This window comes from Pleomorphomonas diazotrophica (genome assembly GCF_002844595.1).
GTDB lineage: Bacteria > Pseudomonadota > Alphaproteobacteria > Rhizobiales > Pleomorphomonadaceae > Pleomorphomonas > Pleomorphomonas diazotrophica.
Map to the genome: position 1 here is coordinate 731,428 of NZ_PJNW01000002.1, position 21,222 is coordinate 752,649.

21 protein-coding genes, 1 tRNA gene and 1 pseudogene are annotated in these 21,222 nt (G+C 62.9%); 17 read left to right on the top strand and 6 right to left on the bottom strand.

Features of this window, described 5'->3' with window-relative positions; all coding sequences use genetic code 11:
• Positions 1–83: 83 nt before the first annotated feature.
• The 3 genes from CXZ10_RS04290 to CXZ10_RS04300 form a co-directional block, all read right to left on the bottom strand.
• A tRNA-Glu gene (locus CXZ10_RS04290) sits at positions 84–158 on the bottom strand.
• Between the two features lie 104 nt (positions 159–262).
• Positions 263–1,402 carry a YcbK family protein gene (locus tag CXZ10_RS04295; RefSeq protein WP_101287747.1) on the bottom strand — a complete coding sequence of 380 codons (1,140 nt, stop codon included), beginning with the start codon at positions 1,400–1,402 and terminating at the stop codon, positions 263–265.
• 42 nt (positions 1,403–1,444) lie between these two features.
• Positions 1,445–1,885 carry a VOC family protein gene (locus CXZ10_RS04300; protein ID WP_101287749.1) on the bottom strand — a complete coding sequence of 147 codons (441 nt, stop codon included), beginning with the start codon at positions 1,883–1,885 and terminating at the stop codon, positions 1,445–1,447.
• Between the two features lie 333 nt (positions 1,886–2,218).
• Here CXZ10_RS04300 and CXZ10_RS04305 point away from each other — a divergent pair, with 333 nt between their 5' ends.
• Both CXZ10_RS04305 and CXZ10_RS04310 read left to right on the top strand, forming a co-directional pair.
• Positions 2,219–2,794 (top strand): cold-shock protein, encoded by a 576-nt coding sequence (locus tag CXZ10_RS04305; protein ID WP_101287751.1) that lies wholly within the window; start codon positions 2,219–2,221, stop codon positions 2,792–2,794.
• Between the two features lie 94 nt (positions 2,795–2,888).
• Positions 2,889–3,404 (top strand): DUF192 domain-containing protein, encoded by a 516-nt coding sequence (locus CXZ10_RS04310; protein ID WP_101287753.1) that lies wholly within the window; start codon positions 2,889–2,891, stop codon positions 3,402–3,404.
• Positions 3,405–3,428: 24 nt separating this feature from the next.
• Here CXZ10_RS04310 and CXZ10_RS04315 read toward each other — a convergent pair whose 3' ends face one another.
• On the bottom strand, positions 3,429–5,267 hold the full coding sequence (locus CXZ10_RS04315; protein WP_101287755.1) for a potassium/proton antiporter: 1,839 nt from the start codon (positions 5,265–5,267) through the stop codon (positions 3,429–3,431).
• 217 nt (positions 5,268–5,484) lie between these two features.
• Between CXZ10_RS04315 and CXZ10_RS04320 the strand changes: the two genes are divergently transcribed.
• From CXZ10_RS04320 to CXZ10_RS04330, 4 genes and pseudogenes are all read left to right on the top strand, one after another.
• Entirely contained in the window at positions 5,485–7,185 is a 1,701-nt protein-coding gene (locus CXZ10_RS04320) for an ArnT family glycosyltransferase (protein WP_101287757.1), read from the top strand.
• A gap of 301 nt (positions 7,186–7,486) precedes the next feature.
• Positions 7,487–7,825 (top strand): annotated as a pseudogene (locus CXZ10_RS21740) (phosphatase PAP2 family protein); the annotation flags it as partial.
• Positions 7,826–8,038: 213 nt separating this feature from the next.
• Entirely contained in the window at positions 8,039–8,794 is a 756-nt protein-coding gene (locus CXZ10_RS21745) for a glycosyltransferase family 2 protein (protein WP_244617108.1), read from the top strand.
• On the top strand, positions 8,787–9,128 hold the full coding sequence (locus CXZ10_RS04330; protein ID WP_101287762.1) for a lipid-A-disaccharide synthase N-terminal domain-containing protein: 342 nt from the start codon (positions 8,787–8,789) through the stop codon (positions 9,126–9,128). Before CXZ10_RS21745 ends, CXZ10_RS04330 begins: the two co-directional genes overlap by 8 nt.
• Here the strand turns inward: CXZ10_RS04330 and ruvX are convergent.
• Both ruvX and CXZ10_RS04340 read right to left on the bottom strand, forming a co-directional pair.
• Positions 9,125–9,619: a Holliday junction resolvase RuvX gene (ruvX, locus tag CXZ10_RS04335; RefSeq protein ID WP_101287764.1), complete on the bottom strand. Its 495-nt coding sequence runs from the start codon at positions 9,617–9,619 to the stop codon at positions 9,125–9,127. The genes CXZ10_RS04330 and ruvX overlap by 4 nt on opposite strands.
• Before the next feature lie 76 nt (positions 9,620–9,695).
• The gene (locus CXZ10_RS04340) at positions 9,696–10,583 is read right to left on the bottom strand and encodes a GGDEF domain-containing response regulator (RefSeq protein WP_180335852.1); all 888 of its coding nucleotides are present in this window, start codon (positions 10,581–10,583) and stop codon (positions 9,696–9,698) included.
• 440 nt (positions 10,584–11,023) lie between these two features.
• On the opposite strand from CXZ10_RS04340, the gene gatC reads away from it, so the two are divergent.
• The 11 genes from gatC to CXZ10_RS04395 all read left to right on the top strand — a co-directional run bounded on the left by gatC (position 11,024) and on the right by CXZ10_RS04395 (position 21,099).
• Complete coding sequence (gene gatC / locus CXZ10_RS04345) at positions 11,024–11,311, top strand: Asp-tRNA(Asn)/Glu-tRNA(Gln) amidotransferase subunit GatC (protein WP_101287768.1); 288 nt, start codon at positions 11,024–11,026, stop codon at positions 11,309–11,311.
• Positions 11,312–11,357: 46 nt separating this feature from the next.
• Positions 11,358–12,833, top strand: coding sequence for an Asp-tRNA(Asn)/Glu-tRNA(Gln) amidotransferase subunit GatA (gatA, locus tag CXZ10_RS04350; protein ID WP_101287770.1), 1,476 nt, complete (start codon positions 11,358–11,360; stop codon positions 12,831–12,833).
• Positions 12,834–12,892: 59 nt separating this feature from the next.
• Positions 12,893–14,323, top strand: a complete 1,431-nt coding sequence (locus CXZ10_RS04355; RefSeq protein WP_425298915.1) for an esterase-like activity of phytase family protein — start codon at positions 12,893–12,895, stop codon at positions 14,321–14,323.
• A 176-nt stretch (positions 14,324–14,499) separates the two neighbouring features.
• A complete protein-coding gene (gene gatB, locus CXZ10_RS04360) occupies positions 14,500–15,978 on the top strand; it encodes an Asp-tRNA(Asn)/Glu-tRNA(Gln) amidotransferase subunit GatB (RefSeq protein WP_101287774.1) in 1,479 nt (492 codons plus the stop codon).
• A 206-nt stretch (positions 15,979–16,184) separates the two neighbouring features.
• The gene (locus tag CXZ10_RS04365; RefSeq protein ID WP_101287776.1) at positions 16,185–16,964 is read left to right on the top strand and encodes a MotA/TolQ/ExbB proton channel family protein; all 780 of its coding nucleotides are present in this window, start codon (positions 16,185–16,187) and stop codon (positions 16,962–16,964) included.
• Between the two features lie 31 nt (positions 16,965–16,995).
• The gene (locus CXZ10_RS04370) at positions 16,996–17,862 is read left to right on the top strand and encodes a flagellar motor protein MotB (RefSeq protein WP_101287778.1); all 867 of its coding nucleotides are present in this window, start codon (positions 16,996–16,998) and stop codon (positions 17,860–17,862) included.
• Between the two features lie 64 nt (positions 17,863–17,926).
• Positions 17,927–18,223, top strand: coding sequence for a PilZ domain-containing protein (locus CXZ10_RS04375; RefSeq protein WP_101287780.1), 297 nt, complete (start codon positions 17,927–17,929; stop codon positions 18,221–18,223).
• 119 nt (positions 18,224–18,342) lie between these two features.
• Entirely contained in the window at positions 18,343–19,050 is a 708-nt protein-coding gene (locus tag CXZ10_RS04380; RefSeq protein ID WP_101287782.1) for a glutathione S-transferase N-terminal domain-containing protein, read from the top strand.
• A 244-nt stretch (positions 19,051–19,294) separates the two neighbouring features.
• The gene (locus tag CXZ10_RS04385) at positions 19,295–19,627 is read left to right on the top strand and encodes a PilZ domain-containing protein (RefSeq protein WP_143741471.1); all 333 of its coding nucleotides are present in this window, start codon (positions 19,295–19,297) and stop codon (positions 19,625–19,627) included.
• Positions 19,628–19,969: 342 nt separating this feature from the next.
• Positions 19,970–20,236 (top strand): SEL1-like repeat protein, encoded by a 267-nt coding sequence (locus CXZ10_RS04390; protein WP_101287787.1) that lies wholly within the window; start codon positions 19,970–19,972, stop codon positions 20,234–20,236.
• A gap of 185 nt (positions 20,237–20,421) precedes the next feature.
• The gene (locus tag CXZ10_RS04395) at positions 20,422–21,099 is read left to right on the top strand and encodes an orotate phosphoribosyltransferase (RefSeq protein ID WP_101287790.1); all 678 of its coding nucleotides are present in this window, start codon (positions 20,422–20,424) and stop codon (positions 21,097–21,099) included.
• Positions 21,100–21,222: the final 123 nt, after the last annotated feature.

The following is a 21,222-nucleotide window of genomic DNA, read 5'->3' on the forward strand; positions in this document are numbered from 1 at the left end:
GGCAGCGCTGCAATGCGCCACGACGATCTGGCACGGAACTCGCTCGAAAACTCGACGTGATTTAGCTGTAGAGAATGTTGGGGTGGTACGGCCTACGGGAATCGAACCCGTCTCTCCAGCGTGAAAGGCTAGTGTCCTAACCGATAGACGAAGGCCGCCCAACGAGGGGGGCTTATAGTGAGCTTCGGCCGGTTGGGCAAGAGCCAATCGGTATTTGTGGCGGCTTTTTTACAGCTTCGTCTATGCGCTTGAATGACAAGCATTATCCGCGCCCGCGACAGGACCAGCGCCATTCGCGCCGCCGCCCGGTATCCACATGGATCGACTTGGTGTGGCAGTAGAGGCCAAGGCCGCCGCGCGAGGGGTGGCTGTAGAAGTAGCGGGCGAGCTCGTCGCGCGCGATGCCGGGCATATAGAGATCGACGGCATTGCAATAAAGGTGCTGTGAATGCAGCGCACCGCGGACACGCCTGTTGTGGGATGGCGACCGATAGCCTGAGGTAACCACCACCTTGCGGCTGAAGTGGTGCTCTGCGTCGCGGATCATGCCGAGCAGCGCCGGTTTGACGCAGGACACGTTGATCGCCGAGTGGGCGAGCAGCAACCCGTTGGCGGCCTGGACCACCTCGCGCGGCAGACCCGGGACATAGTGGGCGTAGGGCTGGACCTCGCCATCGAACAGGCCGCGCGGGTCGCCATCGGGGCCGCGCGAGGCAAGAATGAGGTTGCCCTGCCATGCCACACCCGGCAGGCCCTCGAACAGGTCTTGCGGCCGTTCGGGACGGGAGGTGTAGACGTTGACGAAATCGTGCTCCAGGCCGTCATCCACGGGTGGCTTGGGCACGGCGATCTTGTCGGGATCGGCTTCGTTCTCACCGGCCAGTTCGGCTTCGGAAATCTCTTCGTTCTCCTCGGGTGGCGGAGCGGTCGGGTCGGCTGCGGGTAGGGCCGTGGGGTCAACACTGGCTACTGCCGTTTCTGGAGCTGCCGCTGAAGGCGCAGCCGGCTCGGTACCGGCTGGCTGTTCGGAAGATGTCGCCGTGGCGGCTTCGGCAGGCTGCGAGAGCGTTGGCGCGTCGGCGGCCTCGGACGCCCCGAACAGCGAGGCAAAGAGACCCGTTGCTTTCGGCTTTTCGGCCGGAGCCACCGCGACAACCATGGGTACCGGCGGCGTGTTTCCGACCATGGGCTTGGCCGCCTCTTCATCAGGTGGAGCCTTCGGTGCGTCGGCCAGTTTGGCACCGGTGTCTTCGGCGACCGCGCCTTTGTGAGCCTCGGCCGTCGCCTTGATCTCCGCGATCTCCACCGGGGTGAGTGGCTTGAAGTCGGAGCTGTCCAGCACCGCGCCGCAGCCGGCCAGGGCGAAGGTCGCCAGCGCGAGCACTCCCGGCCGCAGCGTCATGGATGCCCATCCTTTCCGATCAGCCGCCACATCCCTAGCTCCTCACCATTTGCCGGTATTCGGCATAGAGGCCCAGGGTTCGGCCGGCGGCAGGGCATCGCCTTTCTGCAGCAGTTCGATGGAAATGTTATCCGGCGACCGGATGAAGGCCATGCGACCGTCGCGCGGCGGCCGATTGATGGTGACGCCACCCTTCATCAGACGGTCGCAGGTGGCGTAGATGTCGTCCACCTCGTAGGCCAGATGGCCGAAGTTGCGGCCTTCGCCATAGACCTCCGGATCCCAGTTATAGGTGAGCTCGACAAGCGGCGCGCTGTGTGCCCGACCAGCTTCGACGTCATCGGAGGACGCCAGGAAGATCAGCGTGAAGCGGCCGGCCTCGTTCTCGGTCCGCCGGATTTCGGTCATGCCGAGCAGGTCGCGGAAGAAGGCGAGCGACGCATCGACGTCGGTGACCCGCACCATGGTGTGGAGATAGCGCATGTACCTTTTCCTCCCGCTCAGGCCGGTAGTCGGCTGGCTTTTGTTTCGGTTCGGCCGGGTAGTTATCCCCGGTCGAGCGACAGATGCAAGACTTGGCAGCTTTCCGGGCATCAGGCCGGCAAACGCATGAGCGCGAGCCATTCGCCCGATGCGGCGACAATGTCGGCCAGATCGCGAACCAGCCGCGAGAAACGCGCTCAAAACCGTTAACAGCGGTTAACGAGGGGCTTGCGGAAGGGTAGCCTTCCGGTGGTATTTTAACAGAAGAATCACGAATAGTCGGTGCGCGGAGTCATCCGCGCTTCTTGTAAGTGCGATCGTGGAGACTGGCTCATGGCCAAGGCTCAATTTGTGTCGGAAGACAACAACGTCGACGAAGACGTCGGCGTGGAAGTCATTGAGGTCGCAGGCGTCATCAAATGGTTCGACGTTGCGAAGGGATTTGGCTTCGTCGTGCCGGATGAAGCGGGCCTGCCGGATGTGCTGCTCCACGTTACCTGCCTTCGACGCGACGGCTTCCAGACCGCCTACGAGGGATCGCGCGTCGTTTGCGAGGCCGTGCGCCGGCAGAAGGGACTGCAGGCCATGCGGGTGCTGTCGATGGATGAATCGACGGCTGTTCATCCCTCGCAATTGCCGCCTTCGCGCACCCACGTTCAGGTCACGCCTTCGAGCGGTCTCGAACAGGTCGAGGTGAAGTGGTTCAACCGTGTTCGCGGGTTCGGCTTCCTCACGCGCGGCGACGGGACCGAGGATATCTTCGTCCACATGGAAACACTTCGCCGCTTCGGCATCACCGAGCTCCGTCCGGGCCAGCGCGTGCTGGTGCGCTATGGTGATGGGCCGAAAGGCAAGATGGTTGCGGAAATCCGTCCGGTTCAGCCCGGCGGCATACCTTCGTCACATTGATGCCCTAATGGGGCGACGCGCGGAGCCGGGGTGGTCCGGCGAGGCGCGTCTTTTCGTGTGAAAAACGCCGAACAGTCAGGGATCGAAGGCCAAAATGTCGGAAGTCACCTCGTGGCGCCTCGTAATACGGGCGCTCGCCGCAGGTCTTGTTGCTGCAATCGCGATTCTCTACTTCTTCGGAAACGGCTCCAACGCCGGTCAGGGCAATAATCCCGTGGGCCCGCGTTCCAGCCTCAGCGTGGAGACGTCCACCGGCGTCTATCCCTTTGAGGTGGAGCTTGCCGATACCGACGAGAGCCGGTCGCGTGGCTTGATGTTTCGCCGCGAGGTCGAGCCCGGAACAGGCATGCTTTTCGACATGGGCATGACCCGAGACGTCGCCTTCTGGATGCACAACACATTCGTACCGCTCGACATCGCGTTCATTTCCGATAAGGGCTTGGTCGTCTCTGTGGCTCACGGCGCCAAGCCGCAATCAGATGCCCGCATTCCCTCGGGCTCCCCTGTGCGTTTCGTGCTCGAACTCGCAACGCCCGAGGCGAAGCGCATAGGCCTTTCGGCGGGCGATCGAGTTCGCCATCCGGCAATCGATGCCGTCGCCGGTCAGTGACGAATCCTTCGAGCTGCACCGACTTTATTTTGAGGGCTCGGCCGGCTTTCCTTGGGCCGAAAGCCGAAGACGCAGCCGATCGTAGAGACGACGAACCAGTGTCGGCGGCGGCAGCTGCGGTGCCCGCATGGAGAGATCGACGACATCCTCCAACCTGAGGCTGGCCTTGATGAGATGGCCGTCCTCGACGACGCGTGCAACGAGCTCGGCGTAGGCGGCCAGCGTCAACCGACTTCCAGCGTGCAGCCGGTTGCCATGGCGGGCCGAGAAAGCCTCCGCCACGGTTAGGCCGGCGAGGTTTGCGGGCACCTGCATCTCGTAGAAAGTGGCGAGATCGGAAAGCGAGGCATCCGGTGCCACGGCAAACTCTCCGAAGGCCGTGCGCTTGGCGGCCGCCAACGCTTCCGCCGGCAAAGGCGCGAACAACCTGTCGAGGCGATTGACGCGGTCCTGCGGCGAGATGAAGTAGGCGTAGTCACCGGCCTTGATCTGGCCGGCCTCGGCGGCGTTCTTGACAGCCCCATCGCGGACTACGAGCACCGGCTTCAGCCAGGCGGGCAGGGAGGCCGGCCGAAGCGCGGCATAGCTGTCCGGCTTGACGGGATAGCCCACCATCTCGTTGTCGGTCTGGCCCGGCAAGTCGATCTCGACACGGCGAGCGCTGGTCGCCAAGCGCTTCAGCGCCATGCCGAAGAAACGGGCGGCTGGTGCGATAGTCCATCCTTGGACAAGCAGCGAGATCAGCACCACGAAGAAGGCGACGTTGAAGTACATCGGCGCATTGGGAACGCCCGCCAATGTCGGAACGGTGGCCAGAAAGATCGAGACCGCACCGCGCAACCCGACCCAGGAGACAAAGTTTATTTCCGGCGGCGTAAAGCCGAAGGGCTTCAAGCAAACCCAGACGGCGGCCGGCCGGCCGATCACCATCAGAAAGAGGGCGATCGCCAGCCCCTCCGGCGCGTACTCGATCAGCTTGCTCGGCGTTACAAGCAAGCCCAGTATCAGAAACATGACGATCTGGCACAGCCAGGTTGCGCTTTCCAGGAACTTGCTGATGGCGGGATAGGCGCGGACACTGCTGTTGCCCACCACCAGACCGGCCACGTAGACGGCAAGGAAGCCCGATCCGTCGAGATAGGAAGTTGCGCCGAACACGCTGACGGTCAGCGCGATGACGAACAGCGGGTGGAGCCCGCCCGGCAGGGTCAGGCGGTTGAGGGCAACGGTCGCCAATGCTCCGCCAGCGACGCCCATTGCGCCTCCGAGGATCGCTTGCCGGGCCAGAGAGGTCAGCGTGCCGAAACCCGGCGCCGAATGGGCGATGGCGAGTTCGGTAAGGGCGATGGTGAGAAAGACGGCAACCGGATCGTTGGAGCCCGACTCGATCTCCAGTGTCGAGCCGATGCGCGGCCTGAGCTGTAGACCTCCCGTCTTCAAGAGGAAGAAAACCGCCGCCGCGTCGGTCGAGGCGACGATGGAGCCAAGTAGCAGCCCTTCGATGAGATCGTAGCCGAGCACCAGATAGCCGAACGTGCCGATGAGAATGGCGGTCACCGCCACGCCGGCGGTTGCCAGCGTGAGCGAGGGGCCCAGCGCCTCGCGCGTCTCGGCGAGGCGCGTCCTTAGACCGCCGTCGAACAGAATGATGGCCAGCGCGCACGAACCGATCAGGTAGGTGAGGCGATAGTTGCTGAACTCGATGCCGCCCGGTCCGTCGACACCGGCCAGCATGCCCACCACCAGGAAGACAAGAAGCAGCGGGGTGCCGAAGCGCGACGCCAGGAGGCTCGAAAGAATGCCGAGGAGGATCAGCGTCGCGCCCAAGGCCAAGACGAGGTTGGCGACCGCGATCTGATGCATACGAGCCTCGGATGGTTCAGGAATCTAGGATGACATGCTTCCACATTGGGGCGGCTTTGGGAACCGGTTCATGACGATCAACCGTTTTTTGCCGCGTTGCGCGGCTCGGTTCCAACAGGGGCATGGTTGCGCAAGTGTGATGCCCAGACCGGCCTTTCCGTGATAAGAGGCGCGCGTGTCCCTCGGCAGAGGGTTTTCTCGGTGCGGATTTCGATGCATGGACGATGTGAACGACAAGCTGGCCAGTGACGGGGAGGCGCCCATTGCGCCGCCGGTATCCGGCAAGACCCAGTGGTTCGCGCGTTCGCATCTCGCCAATCTGATCGCCCTTTTCCTGGTCGCTCTTGCGCTGCTGGCTCCGGGCATATCGTCGCTGCCGCTGACCGACCGCGACGAAGCGCTCTACGTGCAGGCCTCGCATCAGATGCTGGAGACCGGCAACTGGGTGGACATCCGTTTCCAGAACGAACCGCGCTACAAGAAGCCGGTAGGCATTTACTGGATACAGGCTGCAACGGCCGAGCTGTCCGGCTACGCTGCGAACGCCCCGCTCTGGGTCTACCGCTTTCCGTCTCTGGTGGGCGCCGTGCTGATGGTGCTTTTCACCTATGGCATCGCCGCGACGCTCGGCACGGCGCGGGCGGGCCTGTTCGCCGGCCTTCTCGCGGCGTCCACGATGCTCGTCGGGTTTGAGGCGCGCATCGCCAAGACCGACGCCATGCTCTGCGCGACGGTGCTTGCCGCCGAGCTCGCGTTGGTCCGCGCCTATGTCGATCCGGCAAGGGCGAGGTCGTTTCCACGCAACGCGCTGTTCTGGACGGCCATGGGCATCGGCATACTGATCAAGGGACCGATCACACCGCTGGTGGCCGGCCTCACGCTGCTTGCCGTATCGGCAAAAGAGAGGTCGACGACGCTCTGGCGGTCGCTGTCGCCGCTACGAGGCATCGTTTGGATGCTGGTTCTCGTGCTGCCCTGGCTCGTTGCCATCGGCTGGATATCCGGCGGCGCCTTCTTCAGCCAGGCGATCGGACACGACATGCTTGGCAAGGTGGCGACCGGGCAGGAGTCGCATGGCGCCCCGCCCGGAGTGCATTTGCTGGTGGCGCTTGGTACCTTCTGGCCGCTGTCGGTGCTGGCGCCTCTCGCCGTCGTCCAGGCCTGGAAGGCGCGACGGGAGCCTGCGATCTTCTTCCTGATCGCCTGGGCGCTGCCCGGCTGGATCGTGTTCGAGCTGGTGGCCACCAAGTTGCCCAACTATGTGCTGCCGTTCATGCCGGCGTTCGCCGTGCTCATAGCCCTGCTGCTCGACAACGGCGCATTGAGCTCGGCCCGGCGCGGCTGGCGGCTCTCGGTCGCCTTCATCGCGGTGGGGGTGTTTCTGGTCGGCTTCGGTATCAACATCGCTTTTCTCATCTATCAGGGATATGCGAGCTGGCAGGGGTTGGTGGGGGCGGTCGTCGTCGCCTGCCTCGGCTTCGCGGCGACCAAGCTCCTCGTTTCCGGGCGGCTGCGCTCCGGCCTGGCTGCCACGATCGCAACTTCGGCCGGCCTGATGCTGCTCGGCTACGTAATCCTTCTGCCGTCCGCGCGACAGATCTGGCTCAGCGACGACCTTGCCGATGCCGTGGCCACCGTTCGCCGCTGCGAAGCGCCCGCCATTTCGATCGCCGGATATGGCGAACCGAGCGCGGTCTTCCACCTGGGTACTGCCACCCTCAGGGTCGACGCGTCTGGTGCGGCGGACGTCTTTCGCGCCAATGACTGTGCCGTCGCCATCGTCGCGGCGGATGCTCGGGACGAGTTCGTCGCAGCGCTGGGCGAGGGCGAGAAGGCGCCGGAACCCGTTGCCACCGTTTCCGGCCGCAACCTCAACGGCATGAAGCTCCGCACCATGCTGCTGTTCTCGAAGCCGTAGGGAGCCGGTCATGCTGATCAACAGGCGGCCGGCTCGCTGGCGCGATCCCGACGTGGTCAAGACCGGCCTCTGGCTGGCAGGGATTCTGACGGTTCTCGCCGTGCTCGTATCCAGCCACTTCGACGAAGAGGCGCGCGCCTTTGTGGCAGCCGGTGGACCATCCGCTCCCATCTGGCAGATGTTGACCCGGCTGGGACAATCCGACTGGATGCTGATCCCCTCGGGCCTCGCCGTCATTCTTCTTCACTATCTCAATCGGCCGAAGTTTGGTCCGAAGGGGCAGTTTGAAACTTTGCAGGGCATGGTGCTGTTCTTCTTCACCGCCATTGCCGCGACGGGCATTGCCGTCCTGGTCATCAAATACTCGCTCGGCTTTTCTCGCCCGTCGGTCGAAGGCGAGCGGGTGATGCGGCTTTTTGCCTTTCGTCCGTCCCACGCGTCCTTTCCTTCGGGACACTCGACGACGGCGGCCGCCTTCGCCTTGTCGCTCACGCTTCTATGGCGGCCGGTGGCTGTCGTGGTCTGGCCGTTTGCCGTCGCCGTCGCTGCGTCGCGGGTGATGGTGAATGCCCATCGGGTCTCCGACGTGGTGGCCGGTCTCTCCTTTGGTGCCTGGGGTACGCTGTTCGTCGCCGTTTGGTTTGCACGGCGAGGGAAGTTGTTCCGGCTGTCGGAAAGCGGGCTGCCAATGCCGCTTCGCCTTGGGATCGACACACTCTCCAACGAGGCGAGGGCCTTGTTGGCGCGGCTTCGACTTGCCATAAGCAGGCGGAGCATCGTTCCCGATTTGCATCTTTCAGGGGTAGGGCAGCCGGACGCGGTCGTCGCCGCGCATCCGGTCGGAGTGACCAGCATGATCGTACCGAAACCATCCGAGACCGGCTTCGTCTCGGTCGTCATTCCCGCCCGCAACGAGGCGGATAATCTCTCGGTCATCGTGCCGGAAATCCTCTCGGCCATGGCGGGGCGGGCTTTCGAGGTGATCGTCGTCGACGATGGCTCGACCGACGGCACGGCAGCTGCCGTCGCTGCCTGGAAGGCGGAGGGCAAGCCTGTCCGGCATATCCGCCACGTCGAGGCCTGCGGTCAGTCGGCGGCCGTCCGCTCGGGCGTCCTCGCGGCGCGCGGTGAGATCGTCGCGACCATCGACGGTGATGGCCAGAACGATCCCGCCTATATCCCGAAGCTGATCGATGCGTTGGTGGCGGCCGGGCCGTCGGTGGGGATCGCCGCCGGTCAGCGTCTGAAGCGCACCGATGGGCTTGCCAAGCGCTACGCGTCGCGTTTCGCCAACTGGCTGCGCAACGCCATTCTGAAGGATGCGACGCGCGATACCGGCTGCGGCCTCAAGGCGGTGCGGCGCGACCTCTTCCTGCTGCTGCCCTTCTTTCATGGCTGGCACCGCTATCTTCCGGCGCTGGTGCTCAGGGAGGGCTATGGCGTCACCCACCTCGATGTCATCGACCGCTCGCGCATGCACGGTGCCTCCAACTACGGCATTTTCGACCGCGGATTGCAGGGAATCCTCGATCTTTTCGGCGTCTGGTGGCTGAAGCGGCGCATCAAGCGCCTTCCCATCGCCTCGGAAATCGGAAACGACAATGGCTGACCTTCTCGCGCAATTCGCCGGCTGGCTTCACGACGTGTTCGTCAAGCAGCTCGATTTCTGGGTGATCCTCGGTTTTGTAGCCCAGGCCATGTTCACCATGCGCTTCGTGGTGCAGTGGCTGGCTTCGGAGAAGGCCAAGGCGTCGGTCATCCCGGTGGCCTTCTGGCTGTTCTCGCTGGGCGGCGGCTTCCTCCTGCTGGTCTACTCCATCGCTCGGCAGGATCCGGTGTTCATTGCGGGGCAGGGGCTCGGCCTTCTCATCTATATCCGCAACTTGATGCTGATCCGGAAGTCGACGAAACGCACCGAGGTCGGAGAGGTCAAGGAGTCCTAGAGCCGCCGGGGATCGTCCGCGCGCGCGGAAAGATGCAGGCGATCGAGAAAGCCCTGCAGGATGAAGCTGGCGGCCAGTTTGTCGACCACCTCGTCGCGCCGACGGCGCGAGGCATCCGCCTCAAGGAGCGTGCGGGTGACCGCCGCCGTCGACAGTCTTTCGTCCCAGAACATGATCGGCCGGCTGTCGAGTGGGGCGAGGTTCCGAGCGAAGGCGCGTGTCGACTGGGCGCGCGGTCCTTCGCTTCCGTCCATGTTGATCGGTAGGCCCAGGACGTAGGCCCCGACACCATGCTTGTCGGCGAGTTCGATCAGCGCCGCGGCGTCCTTGCCGAACTTGACGCGAGGCAGGGTTATGAGCGGCGTCGCGATGAGAAAACGTTCGTCGGAAAGAGCGATCCCGATGGTCTTGGTGCCGAGATCGAGACCGAACAGGCGCCGGCCCTGAGGCAAAGCGCCCACGAAGGCGACGGGATCTTCTGCTTCGGTCATCGGTCTACCTCGTCATGCGCGCTGAATGTCGCCAAGTATCATGACCGATGGTCCGACCCAAGTCACGGCGCAGAGTTCAGGAGACGATTTCGGGCGAGGTGGCCGACACGCGGTCCCGACCGGTGTTCTTGGCCTGATAAAGCGCGGCGTCGGCGCGGCGATAAAGGTCATTGACCGTATCGCCCGCCCGGAACTCGGCGACGCCGAAGCTGGCAGTCAGGCGGATCACGCTGTCGCCGCGTTCGACGGTCAGTGCATTGATCTGTTCGCGCAGATACTCGGCGACCGAGACGGCGCCATCGACGGGAATGCTTGGCAGGATCACCGCAAACTCTTCACCGCCAATGCGGGAGAAGTGGACGTCAGGGGGGACGCGGAGCGTTCCGACGGATCGGATCACCTCGTCGCCGGCATCGTGGCCGTAGATGTCGTTGATATGCTTGAAATGATCGATGTCGAACAGGATGAGCGAGAAGGTGCCTTCAAGTTCGGCAGTGGTTATTGCCATGTCGAACCGCTGGCGGAAAGCGCCGCGGTTGAACAGGCCGGAAAGCGGATCGACGGTCGCCATCTCGATCAACCGGCGCTGCATGATCAGCGTTCGCTCGGCCACCCGAAGACGGGCGTTGAGTTCGTCCTGGCGCGGAGGTTTGGACATGAAGTCGTCGGCCCCGGCGTCCAGCACGCCGATGGAGTGCTGCGCATCGTTGGAGGCGGACATGCCGATGACGTAAAGCGGCCGGCCGGCATCGGCAATGAGACGGGCCTCCCAGCACAGTTCGGTGCCCGAAACGCCGCCGATTTCGAAACTGGTAATCAGCACTTCTGCTTGCGGTGTCGTCTGGATGTAGTTCAGCGCCTCGCGACCGTCCGTGAAATAAGCGACGTCGTCACCACGAGGTTCAAGCATCCTCTGCAGGATCATCAGTCCGGTTCGACTGCCGTCGACGAGCACGATGTGCATGATACGCTTGGTATACCTGAAAAGAGGCAAGGCCACCCTGAAAAGCGGGGAACTCATAAACCGTTTTTGTCGAATTCATCAATGAAAAAACAACGAATTGCCGCCAATCGCAGTTCTGAAAGCAGAACTTTACAAAGAGGATTTCGAACAAAAGACCAGCCCTTGCGAGCGCCGATTAAAATATTCGTATGGATCAATATGTTAAGCAACCAACGATACGCAAAAGCCATCGCACCGGGTTGCTAGGTGCGTCTTGATGGTCCGAACTGTCACGGCGTCCGATCGCCTCGCTCGAAGGTTGCGTGGCGTTGTAGTGGGCGACTCACCGGTGACCGGCTGCCAATTTGCCCGCGGGGATTTGCCCGCATGCTGAAGCGGGTGGCTCCGGGCCGCGACCGGTGCTATACGCGGGGCATTCCAGTCTGTTCGAGGGAATCTACATGTCCGTGGATACGGCTACCGTGCGCCGCGTTGCGCGTCTCGCCAGGATCAAGGTCACCGATGACGAGGCGGCGCGCATGACCAATGAGCTCAATTCCATCCTCGGATTTGTCGAGCAGTTGAACGAGGTCGACGTCGCCGGCGTCGAGCCGATGACGTCGGTGGTATCCGTGAAGATGCGCCGCCGGCAGGATGTCGTGACCGATGGCGAGAACGCCGAGGCGGTCACTGTCAACGCGCCTGTCTCCGAGGACCACTTCTTCCTGGTGCCCAAGGTGGTCGAGTAACTCCCGCCAGACGCCAGCCTCTCACGATTATTCCGGGATTTCCGCCGTGACCGATCTCACCGCACTTACCCTTGCCGAGGCGCGCGATGCGCTGAAGGCCAAGTCCTTCACCGCCGTCGAGCTGACCGATGCCTATCTCGCCGCCATGGAGAGGGCGCGCGTGCTCAATGCCTATGTCACCGAGACGCCTGAGAAGGCTCGCGACATGGCCAGGGCGTCCGACGCGCGCCTTGCCGCCGGCAAGGCCGGCCCACTCGAAGGTTTGCCGCTCGGTATCAAGGACCTCTACGCGACCGAAGGCGTTCATACCCAGGCCTGCAGCCACATTCTCGACGGCTTCAAGCCGACCTATGAGAGTACGGTGTCGGCGAACCTGTGGGCCGACGGTGCCGTCATGCTCGGCAAGCTCAACATGGATGAGTTCGCCATGGGCTCCTCCAACGAAACCAGCCACTACGGCTCGGTGGTCAATCCGTGGCGGCGCAATGGGTCCGACGTCAATCTGGTGCCGGGCGGTTCGTCGGGCGGTTCGGCGGCTGCCGTTGCGGCACGCCTCTGTCTCGGGGCAACCGCGACCGACACCGGCGGCTCGATCCGCCAGCCGGCTGCCTTCACCGGCACCACGGGCATCAAACCGACCTATGGCCGCTGCTCGCGCTGGGGGCTCGTCGCCTTCGCCTCCTCGCTCGACCAGGCCGGCCCGATCGCCCGTGACGTTCGCGATGCCGCCATCCTGCTGAAGTCGATGGCATCCGTCGACCCGAAGGACACGACCTCGGTCGACCTTCCGGTTCCCGACTACGAAGCTGCGGTCGGCAAGTCGGTGAAGGGGTTCCGGATCGGCATCCCCAAGGAATACCGTCTCGATGGCATGCCCGCCGAGATGGATGCGCTCTGGAAGAAGGGTATCGAGATCCTGCGCGATGCCGGCGCCGAAATCGTCGACATCTCGCTGCCGCATACCAAATACGCCTTGCCGGCCTACTACATCGTGGCGCCGGCCGAGGCGTCGTCGAACCTCGCTCGTTATGACGGCGTCCGCTATGGCCTGCGCGTGCCGGGCTCGGACATCGTCGACATGTATGAAAACACCCGTGCCGCCGGCTTCGGCGCCGAGGTGAAGCGCCGCATTCTGATCGGCACCTATGTGCTGTCGGCCGGCTATTATGACGCCTATTACCTGCGTGCCCAGAAGGTGCGCACGCTGATCAAGCGCGATTTCGAGACGGTCTATGCCGCGGGCGTCGACGCCATCCTGACGCCGGCGACGCCGTCGGCCGCCTTCGGCATCGGTGAGAAGGCCGATGCCGATCCGGTGGAAATGTACCTCAACGACGTGTTCACGGTGACGGTCAACATGGCCGGCCTGCCGGGCCTTGCCGTGCCGGCCGGACTCAACGCCGAGGGGCTGCCGCTCGGCCTGCAACTGATCGGCCGGCCATTCGACGAAGAGACGCTGTTCACCCTGGGGGCGGCGATCGAGAGGGCTGTCGGCACATTCGCGCCAACGCAGTGGTGGTGAAACGATGGGGCGCCGGTCTCTGACCGGCGCCTTCATATCAGCTTCAAACTACAAGCCTACTGAGCAACCTCTCTGGTTTCACCAAAGAGGTTGCCATGAAGATTCTCCCGCTTTCCATTTTCTCCGTCACGCTTCTTGCCGGCGCCATGGCGTCGGCGGCGGCCGACCTGCCCATCAACAAGGGACTTGTGGCGGCAGGCCGCCTGCCGGCCGATCTTCTCGACAGCTTCGGTGAAACCTTTGGCTCCGGGTCAGGCATGTCCGTCATCGACTGGAAGAAGACCGACAGGGGCTACGAGGGATCGTTCCTGCTGCTGCCCGACCGCGGCTACAATGTGGAAGGCACCACGGACTACCGAACCCGCGTCAACAGGCTGTCGATCGCTTTCGCAGCGCCGGAGGCGGGCAAGGCGGCCGTTGCCGAGCTGAAGCTCGAGAGTACCGTTCTTCTGACCGACAAGTCCGGCAAGCCGATGAGCGGCCTCGATCCGGTCGCCGTCAACAGGGACAACGGCGCCGATCTTCCCGGCGCGGCGACGGGTGCCGTCAGCCTCGATCCCGAGGCAATCGTTCGCCTTCCCGACGGTTCTCTGATGATTTCCGACGAGTATGGACCGGCCGTCTACCATTTCACGGCGGACGGCAAGCTGGTGTCGGCCACGCTGCCGCCGCCGGCCCTCTTGCCGATGCGCAAGGGCGCCATCAACTTCTCGTCCAACAACCCAGGCGTCGGCGCGCCCAAGCCCGATCCGGAGGATCCGGAGACCGGCCGCCAGAACAATCAGGGCTTCGAGGGCATGGCGTTCAATCCGGCCACCAGGGAACTGACGGTGGTTCTGCAGAGCGCTACCCGCCAGGACGGCGGCGACAAGAAGACGACGCGCTTCAACACGCGCGCACTGGTCTATGACGCCGCCGATCCCGACGCGTTGAACCTCAAGGCCGAATATGTCGTGCCGCTGCCGACCTTCAAGGACGGCGAGGGTAAGACCTTGGTGGCCGCCCAGTCCGAGCTGGCGGTCCTGCCGGATGGTCGGCTCTTGCTGCTGTCGCGCGACAGCAACAACGGCTGGGGCGTCAAGGGCGACACCTCGCTCTATCGCCGCGTCGATCTTCTCGACCTTGCGGGTGCCACCAATATCGCCGGCACCGAGTTTGACGGCGGGAAGCCGGTGGCGCCCAAGGGTGTCCTCGACCCATCGGTAACGCCGGCGACGCTCGCCACGGTCGTCGACATGAACGACAATGCCGAGCTCAACAAGGCCGGTCTTCACAATGGCGCGCCGCATGACGCCAGCGACCTCTCTGAAAAGTGGGAGGCGATGGGTGTCGTGCCGGCGCTCGATCCAGAGCACCCGAACGACGTCCTGCTGCTCATCGCCAACGACAACGACTTCATGACCACCAAGGGGCACCAGGTCGGCGCGGACTACAAGGCCGACGCCGATGTCGACACCATGGTGCTGGTCTATCGCCTGTCGCTCGACTGATCCCGGCCGCAGCGCACAGTTGGGAGGGCGTCGCGTCATCGCGGCGCCCTTCGCCATTTTCGGGTCGTTCTTCAACCCGCGACATGCTGGACTGGTGCGCCTTTCCCGTTTACCTCCGGCGCAAAACGGGCTATCCCGCCAGACAGATGTCGTCCGACCGATCCGAGAGACCCTTCATGAACATGGCAGTTCGCACCCCCGACCCCAAGAAGCTCATCAAGGGCGCCACTGGCGACTGGGAGGTCATCATCGGCCTCGAGGTGCATGCCCAGGTCACCTCCAACGCCAAGCTGTTTTCCGGCGCCTCGGCCGTCTTCGGAGCCGAGCCGAACATGCATGTGTCGCTCGTCGACGCGGCGATGCCGGGCATGCTGCCGGTGATCAACGAGGAATGCGTTGCGCAGGCGATCCGCACCGGCCTCGGCCTCAAGGCGGCGATCAACCTCTACTCGGTGTTCGACCGCAAGAACTATTTCTATCCGGACCTGCCGCAGGGCTACCAGATCAGCCAGTACAAGCAGCCGATCGTCGGTGAGGGCAAGGTGCTGCTCGACATGCCGGAAGGCGTCGTGGAGATCGGCATCGAACGGCTGCACCTCGAACAGGACGCCGGCAAGTCGATCCACGACCAGCATCCGACCATGTCCTTCGTCGATCTCAACCGCTCGGGCGTGGCGCTGATGGAGATCGTCTCCAAGCCGGACCTCCGCTCGTCGGAGGAGGTGAAGGCTTATCTCGCCAAGCTCCGCACGATCCTGCGCTATCTCGGCACCTGCGACGGCAACATGGAAGAAGGCTCCATGCGCGCCGACATCAACGTCTCGGTGCGCAAGCCCGGCGAGCCGCTCGGCACGCGCTGCGAGATCAAGAATGTCAACTCGATGCGCTTCGCCGCCCAGGCGGTGGAGTTCGAGGCACGCAGGCAGATCGGCATCCTGGAGGATGGCGGCAAGATCGATCAGGAGACCCGTCTCTACGATCCGGGCAAGGGCGAAACACGCTCGATGCGCTCCAAGGAAGAGGCGCACGACTACCGCTACTTCCCCGATCCGGATCTGCTGCCGTTGGAACTCGATCCGGCCTGGGTGGAGAGCCTGAAGGCCCACCTTCCGGAACTGCCGGACGAGAAGAAGGCCCGTTTCGTCGCCGACTACGGCATTACACCCTATGATGCCATGGTGCTGACGCTCGAACGCGCCTCGGCCGACTATTACGAGCAGGTCGCCAAGAATCGCGACGGCAAGGCAGTCGCCAATTTCATGCTCAATGAGCTGTTTGGCCGTCTCAACAAGGACGGCAAGGGCATCGAGGCATCGCCCGTTTCCCCCGACCAACTCGGCGCCATCGTCGACCTGATCGGCGACGGCACCATCTCCGGCAAGATCGCCAAGGATCTGTTCGAGATCGTCTATACCGAAGGTGGCGATCCCAAGAATCTGGTTGAAGAGCGCGGTCTCAAGCAGGTCACCGATACCGGGGCCATCGAAAGGGCCGTGGACGAGGTGATCGCCGCCAACCCCGACAAGGCCGAGCAGGCCAAGGCGAAGCCGACTCTCAGTGGCTGGTTCGTCGGGCAGGTGATGAAGGCGACCGGCGGCAAAGCCAACCCGCAGGCGGTCAACGACCTCGTCAAGCGGAAGCTTGGAATCGAATGAGCCGGGAAAGGGCGGCACAAGCTGCCGTCTGCAAAGCAGAATTTGCATGAGGGTGGCCTTCGGGCCGCCCTTTTTCATGCCTCGGAAGGTTTGGTTAACCCTGTTCGTTAAGCCTGCCTTATCGCCACCGTCCCTAATATTGGAAGGCCGGGGTTCGGCGGCGCAAGCCGCACTGCCTGTTTCATTCCCCCCGGATTGAGCGACCGATGGATATTGCAACCCTTCTCGGTGTTTTTGGCGGCTTTGCCGTGCTCTATATAGCCGTCATCCTTGAAGGTTCGAACATCATGATGTTCATGAACCTTCTGGCGACCGTGGTGGTGGTTGTCGGCGCCCTGGTTGCGATGCTCGGCCGCTATACGCTCAAGACGTTTCCTGTGGCCGTATTCGGCGGCTTCAAGGAAGCGATCATGTACAAGACGCATGATACCTTCCACTTGCTCGATCAGTTGACCGAGATTGCCGAGGTGGCGCGCAAACAGGGGCCGCTCGGTCTCGAGAAGCTGGAGATCGACGAACCCTTCCTTCAGAAGGCGATCCAGATGATCGCCGACGGCTATTCCGGCGAGACCATCCAGCACGTTCTCGAGCGCGAGCGTGACTTGCAGCACGAGCGCCTGCACATGGGGCACACGGCTTGGGCCAAGATCGCCGAGGCGGCGCCGGGCATGGGCATGGTGGGCACCATCATCGGCCTCGTGTCGCTGTTCGCCCACATGTCGGATCCCAAGCAGATCGGTCCGGCCATGTCGATCGCGCTGCTGACTACCCTCTACGGCGCGGTCGTCGCCAACGTCGTTGCGGCGCCGGTGGCCGACAAGTTGTCCAACCGGGCCAATCACGAAGCGGAGATCCAGTCGATGATCATCGACGCGGTCTTGATGATTCGCGAGAACAAGAGCCCCAAGCAGGTTCATGAGGAGCTCCTCTCCTACCTGCCGCTCAAGCATCGGGCCAAGGCCGAAGCTGGCAGGGAAGCGGCCTGAAGGCCGGACATAAAAACGGAAGGGCAGCTGAATGAGCGGCAGGAAGAAGGGCGGCGGTGGAGGAGGGGGACATGGCGGGGCGCCATGGGTCATCACCTTTGCCGACCTGATGGCCCTCCTGATGGCTCTCTTCGTGATGATCGTGTCCTTCTCCAGTCAGGACGAGCAGAAGCTGCATGACGCCGCCGGCTCGATGCGCGACGCCTTCGGTTACCAATCGGTGCAGCGCCCGGCCGGCATGATCGAGCAGAGCGGCCTGCCCGAGCGCAAATATCTGCGCAACGTTCAGCCCATGTCGCTGTCCGAGGCCGTCGAGTTCGCCACCGACTTCAACGACCAGTATGAGAAGCAGGGACCGGAGGTGAACACCAACCGGTTCGAGAAGGCGGCCGAGAGCAAGCCGCGCGAGTATCTCACCGCCTCGGAATCCTTGCGGCAAGCGTTGCAGGACCTGCCCGACTACGCCGAACTCTCCAAGCAGATCGTGCTCAGCGTTACCCACGACGGTCTGCATATCTCGATCATCGATCAGGATGGCCGGCCGATGTTTGGTGCGCAGTCGAGCGAACCGACAGACCGCATGAAGATCGTTCTGTCGCGCATCGCTCCGGTCATCCAGCAGATGCCGGGCCGGTTGCAGATTATCGGGCACACCGAATCGACCGGCGACATGGCTGTTCCTGGCGGCGCGGCCTGGACGCTCTCCACCAAGCGGGCGCTTGCCACGGCAGAAATCCTCGGCAGCTTTGGTCTCGGACCGGGCAGCCTCGCTCAGGTGATTGGTGTCGCCGACAAGGACCCCATGTTCCCCGACGATCCCTTCCTGTCGGGCAACCGTCGCATCGAACTGGTCCTTCTCAAGGAAGCGCCCGCCCTGCCCAGCGAGAGCCCTTTCTGAGGCGCAAGGCTGAGGCAAGCGAGTGAAGAGACGTTCGGTCAGTCTCTTTCCGCAAAGCCGTGTCATGACCGACCCTGCCCCGCCAAACACCGGCAATCGCCGCCGGGAAGATCGCCACAGGACGCGCCTCAGAGCCGGCATCCTGCGCAGCCGTGACGGTCGTCGGCTCGGTGACTGCATCATCCGCGATCGATCCGACAATGGCGCCAGACTCGTCCTCACCGAGCCGGTGCCCTTGCCGCTGGAGCTGCAGCTTGAAGATGAGGCGGACCACCGGCGTTACGACGTTCGCATCGTCCGTCGCGACGGCCAGGAGATCGGCGTTGTCATGGAGCGGGCGAGTGACGGCAAGATCGGCTGAAGCGGCTGACCCGTCCGTCTGAACACGCGGAGTTCATCACCGACCTCTTTTCGCGTCCGTAGCGGGACAATATGCTGCCTCGTGGAATACTGTTCCCCAAAACAGGCGAGGAGAAGCCGATGACTGCGATCCAAACCAAGCCGATCGACCTCTATTACTGGCCGACGCCCAACGGCCACAAGATCACCATCATGCTCGAGGAACTCGGCGTTCCCTACAATCTGCATTTCGTCAACATCGGCAAGGGCGACCAGTTCCAGCCGGACTTCCTGGCTATCTCGCCCAACAACAAGATGCCGGCCATCGTCGATCCGGAGGGGCCGGACGGCAAGCCGATTTCGGTATTCGAGTCGGGCGCCATCCTGCTGTACCTCGGCCGCAAGTTCGGCAAATTCTATCCGCAGGACGAGCGCGGCCGCGTCGAGGTGGAACAGTGGCTGATGTGGCAGATGGCGGGCTTCGGCCCGATGCTCGGCCAAAATCATCATTTCGCGCTCTATGCGCCCGAGAAGATACCCTACGCCATCAAGCGCTACCGGGACGAGACGCACCGCCTCTATGGCGTATTGGAGAAGCAGCTCGCGGGCAGGGACTATGTCTGCGGCGACTATTCCATCGTCGACATCGCCTGTGTGGGCTGGGCGCGTGGGTGGGAGCGGCAGGACATAAAGGCAGCCGAGTTCCCGAACGTGATGGCTTGGATCGACCGGGTGTCAAGCCGGCCGGCCGCGGCCAAGGCCCTGGCCATTACCGCGCCGACACCGCCGAGCAACCTTGCCGACGACAAGGAGGCGCAGAAGGTATTGTTCAACCAGCGTGCTCGCTGAAGAACGCCTCTTGCGCACTGCCGCCCGAGAAGCCGGCAGGCGAGCGGGGAGTCCTGCTATTCTATACGACTAAAGTCTTATGCCATGTTGGCCCCGGCAATGCGCCGGGGCTTTTTCATTGAACTGTGAATGGTTCATGCATTCAGGCGGTTGTTCAATATTTGATCGGATTTTATGTATTTTAGGAGTCATTATGAATAAATAGATCTATGTGCTATTGTTGTTGTCCTACCTGGCAGTCTCGATGGGTGCAGGCATGGCGGCTTCGCAAAACTCGATGCATATGCAAGACGTTCTGAAGCAACTTCGCAACCCGAATGTCAGGGTTGGGGATGGCCGCCGGCATAAGCGAGCGAAGTGTTTCTTGTTGGCCACCGTGCAGCACAACAAATATACTTGTGAATGCATTGTCGAAGACATGAGTGTTGGCGGTTGTAAGGTCAACAATACCGATGGTCAGCTTGCGATTGGCCAGTCGGTGGTTATCAGCATTCCGGAACAGAACATGTCGCTGAATGGCATGGTAATGTGGGTTCGCGGTAAGGCGGCAGGGCTCTGCTTCAACCTGTCCATCTAGAATAGCTCCGTCGAATCTCGGATTGCCGACGTTCTCCCTGTTTCGGTCAGACAACCCGCCTCAACGTCTGTTGGACTGCGCCGGTTATTCTCCGGTGTGGTTTCCGGAAGGTTTCACCCGGTGAGCGGCCTGTCCTGGTGTTTGAGATGGGAATGGCCGGAAACTGGGGAATCGATGGTTTATATCTACTGAACACAATACTTCATTTAGAACTCGTTTGTCGCTTGTTAAGTCTGCAATTTAATCTGCTTTTTAATCAATTGGCGCAGCATGATCACATCGTTCGGCGAACGAAGATACGGGGCGAAAGACCTCGAACAATACAGAACAGGGAATGTGATCATGGCTCGTCTTGAACTGAACTCGACCGATCAACTGGCCGGCGGCTCTGGTGCCACCAGCGACATCCTCTACGAACTTGGTGTGATGTATGCCGTGGGTCGCGATGTTGAGCAGAACCTCATCGAAGCCCACAAATGGTTCAACATCGCCGCTTTCCGTGGCTCCGAAAGCGCTGCCCGTTATCGCCGCGAACTCGCAGACGAGATGTCTTCAGCTGATATCGCCGCGGCCCAGCGCCAGGCGCGCGAGTGGATTTCGCTGCATTGATCGCTGCGGTCGGCCCCGGAACGGGCCCCGCAACGGAACCTGGATATTCCACGCCCGGGACAGTGGGCGACTGACGGCGGTCCTTCCTGAGGAAGGGCCGCCGTTTCGTGTTGTTGGCGCCGCGAAAGGCAGGACAGGGCGGGCAAGCTGTGCTATGGCCGGGCAAATCAGCTAGGGGACCCTCCATGGACAAGTCGTTCATCGCCCGCGAGACCGCCCGCCTTCTGCTGGAGGTCGAGGCCATCCAGTTCAACCCGGAAAAGCCCTATATCTTCACGTCCGGCTGGGCGAGCCCCGTCTACACCGACTGCCGCAAGCTCATTTCCTTTCCGCGCCTGCGCAAGCGGCTGATGGCCTTCGCCGAGGAGATCATTCTCTCCGAGATCGGCGCCGAGTCGCTCGATGCGGTCGCGGGCGGTGAGACGGCCGGCATTCCCTTCGCCGCCTGGCTGTCGGATCGACTTGAACTGCCGATGCTCTACGTGCGCAAGAAGCCCAAGGGCTTCGGCCGCAATGCTCAGATCGAGGGCGACGTCAAGGAAGGCGCCCGTGCCATCCTCGTCGAGGACCTCGCGTCCGACGGCCGCTCGAAGCTGATATTCACCAAGGCGATGCGCGACGCCGGCCTCAAGGTGAGCCACGCCTTCGTCGTCTTCCATTACGGCATCTTCCCCTCGTCGACCGAGGTGCTGGCCGCCGATGGCATCACGCTGCACGCGCTCGCCACCTGGTGGGACGTGCTCGCCGAAGCCAAGGCCTCGAACCGGTTCCCGGCGGCGATGCTGGCGGAAGTCGAGAAGTTCCTGCACGCCCCGGCCGAGTGGTCGGCGGCCCATGGGGGCAGGGCTTCCTTCGAGGGGTAACAATAGCTGAGGGGCGGGGATTATCCCGCCCGCTTGCCCTCGGCGTCGATCACCAGCTCGCCATACTCCTTGGCGAAGGGGGGGCGGCCAGCGGTCGAGGAGATCGAGCACCTGTTCGCTCGG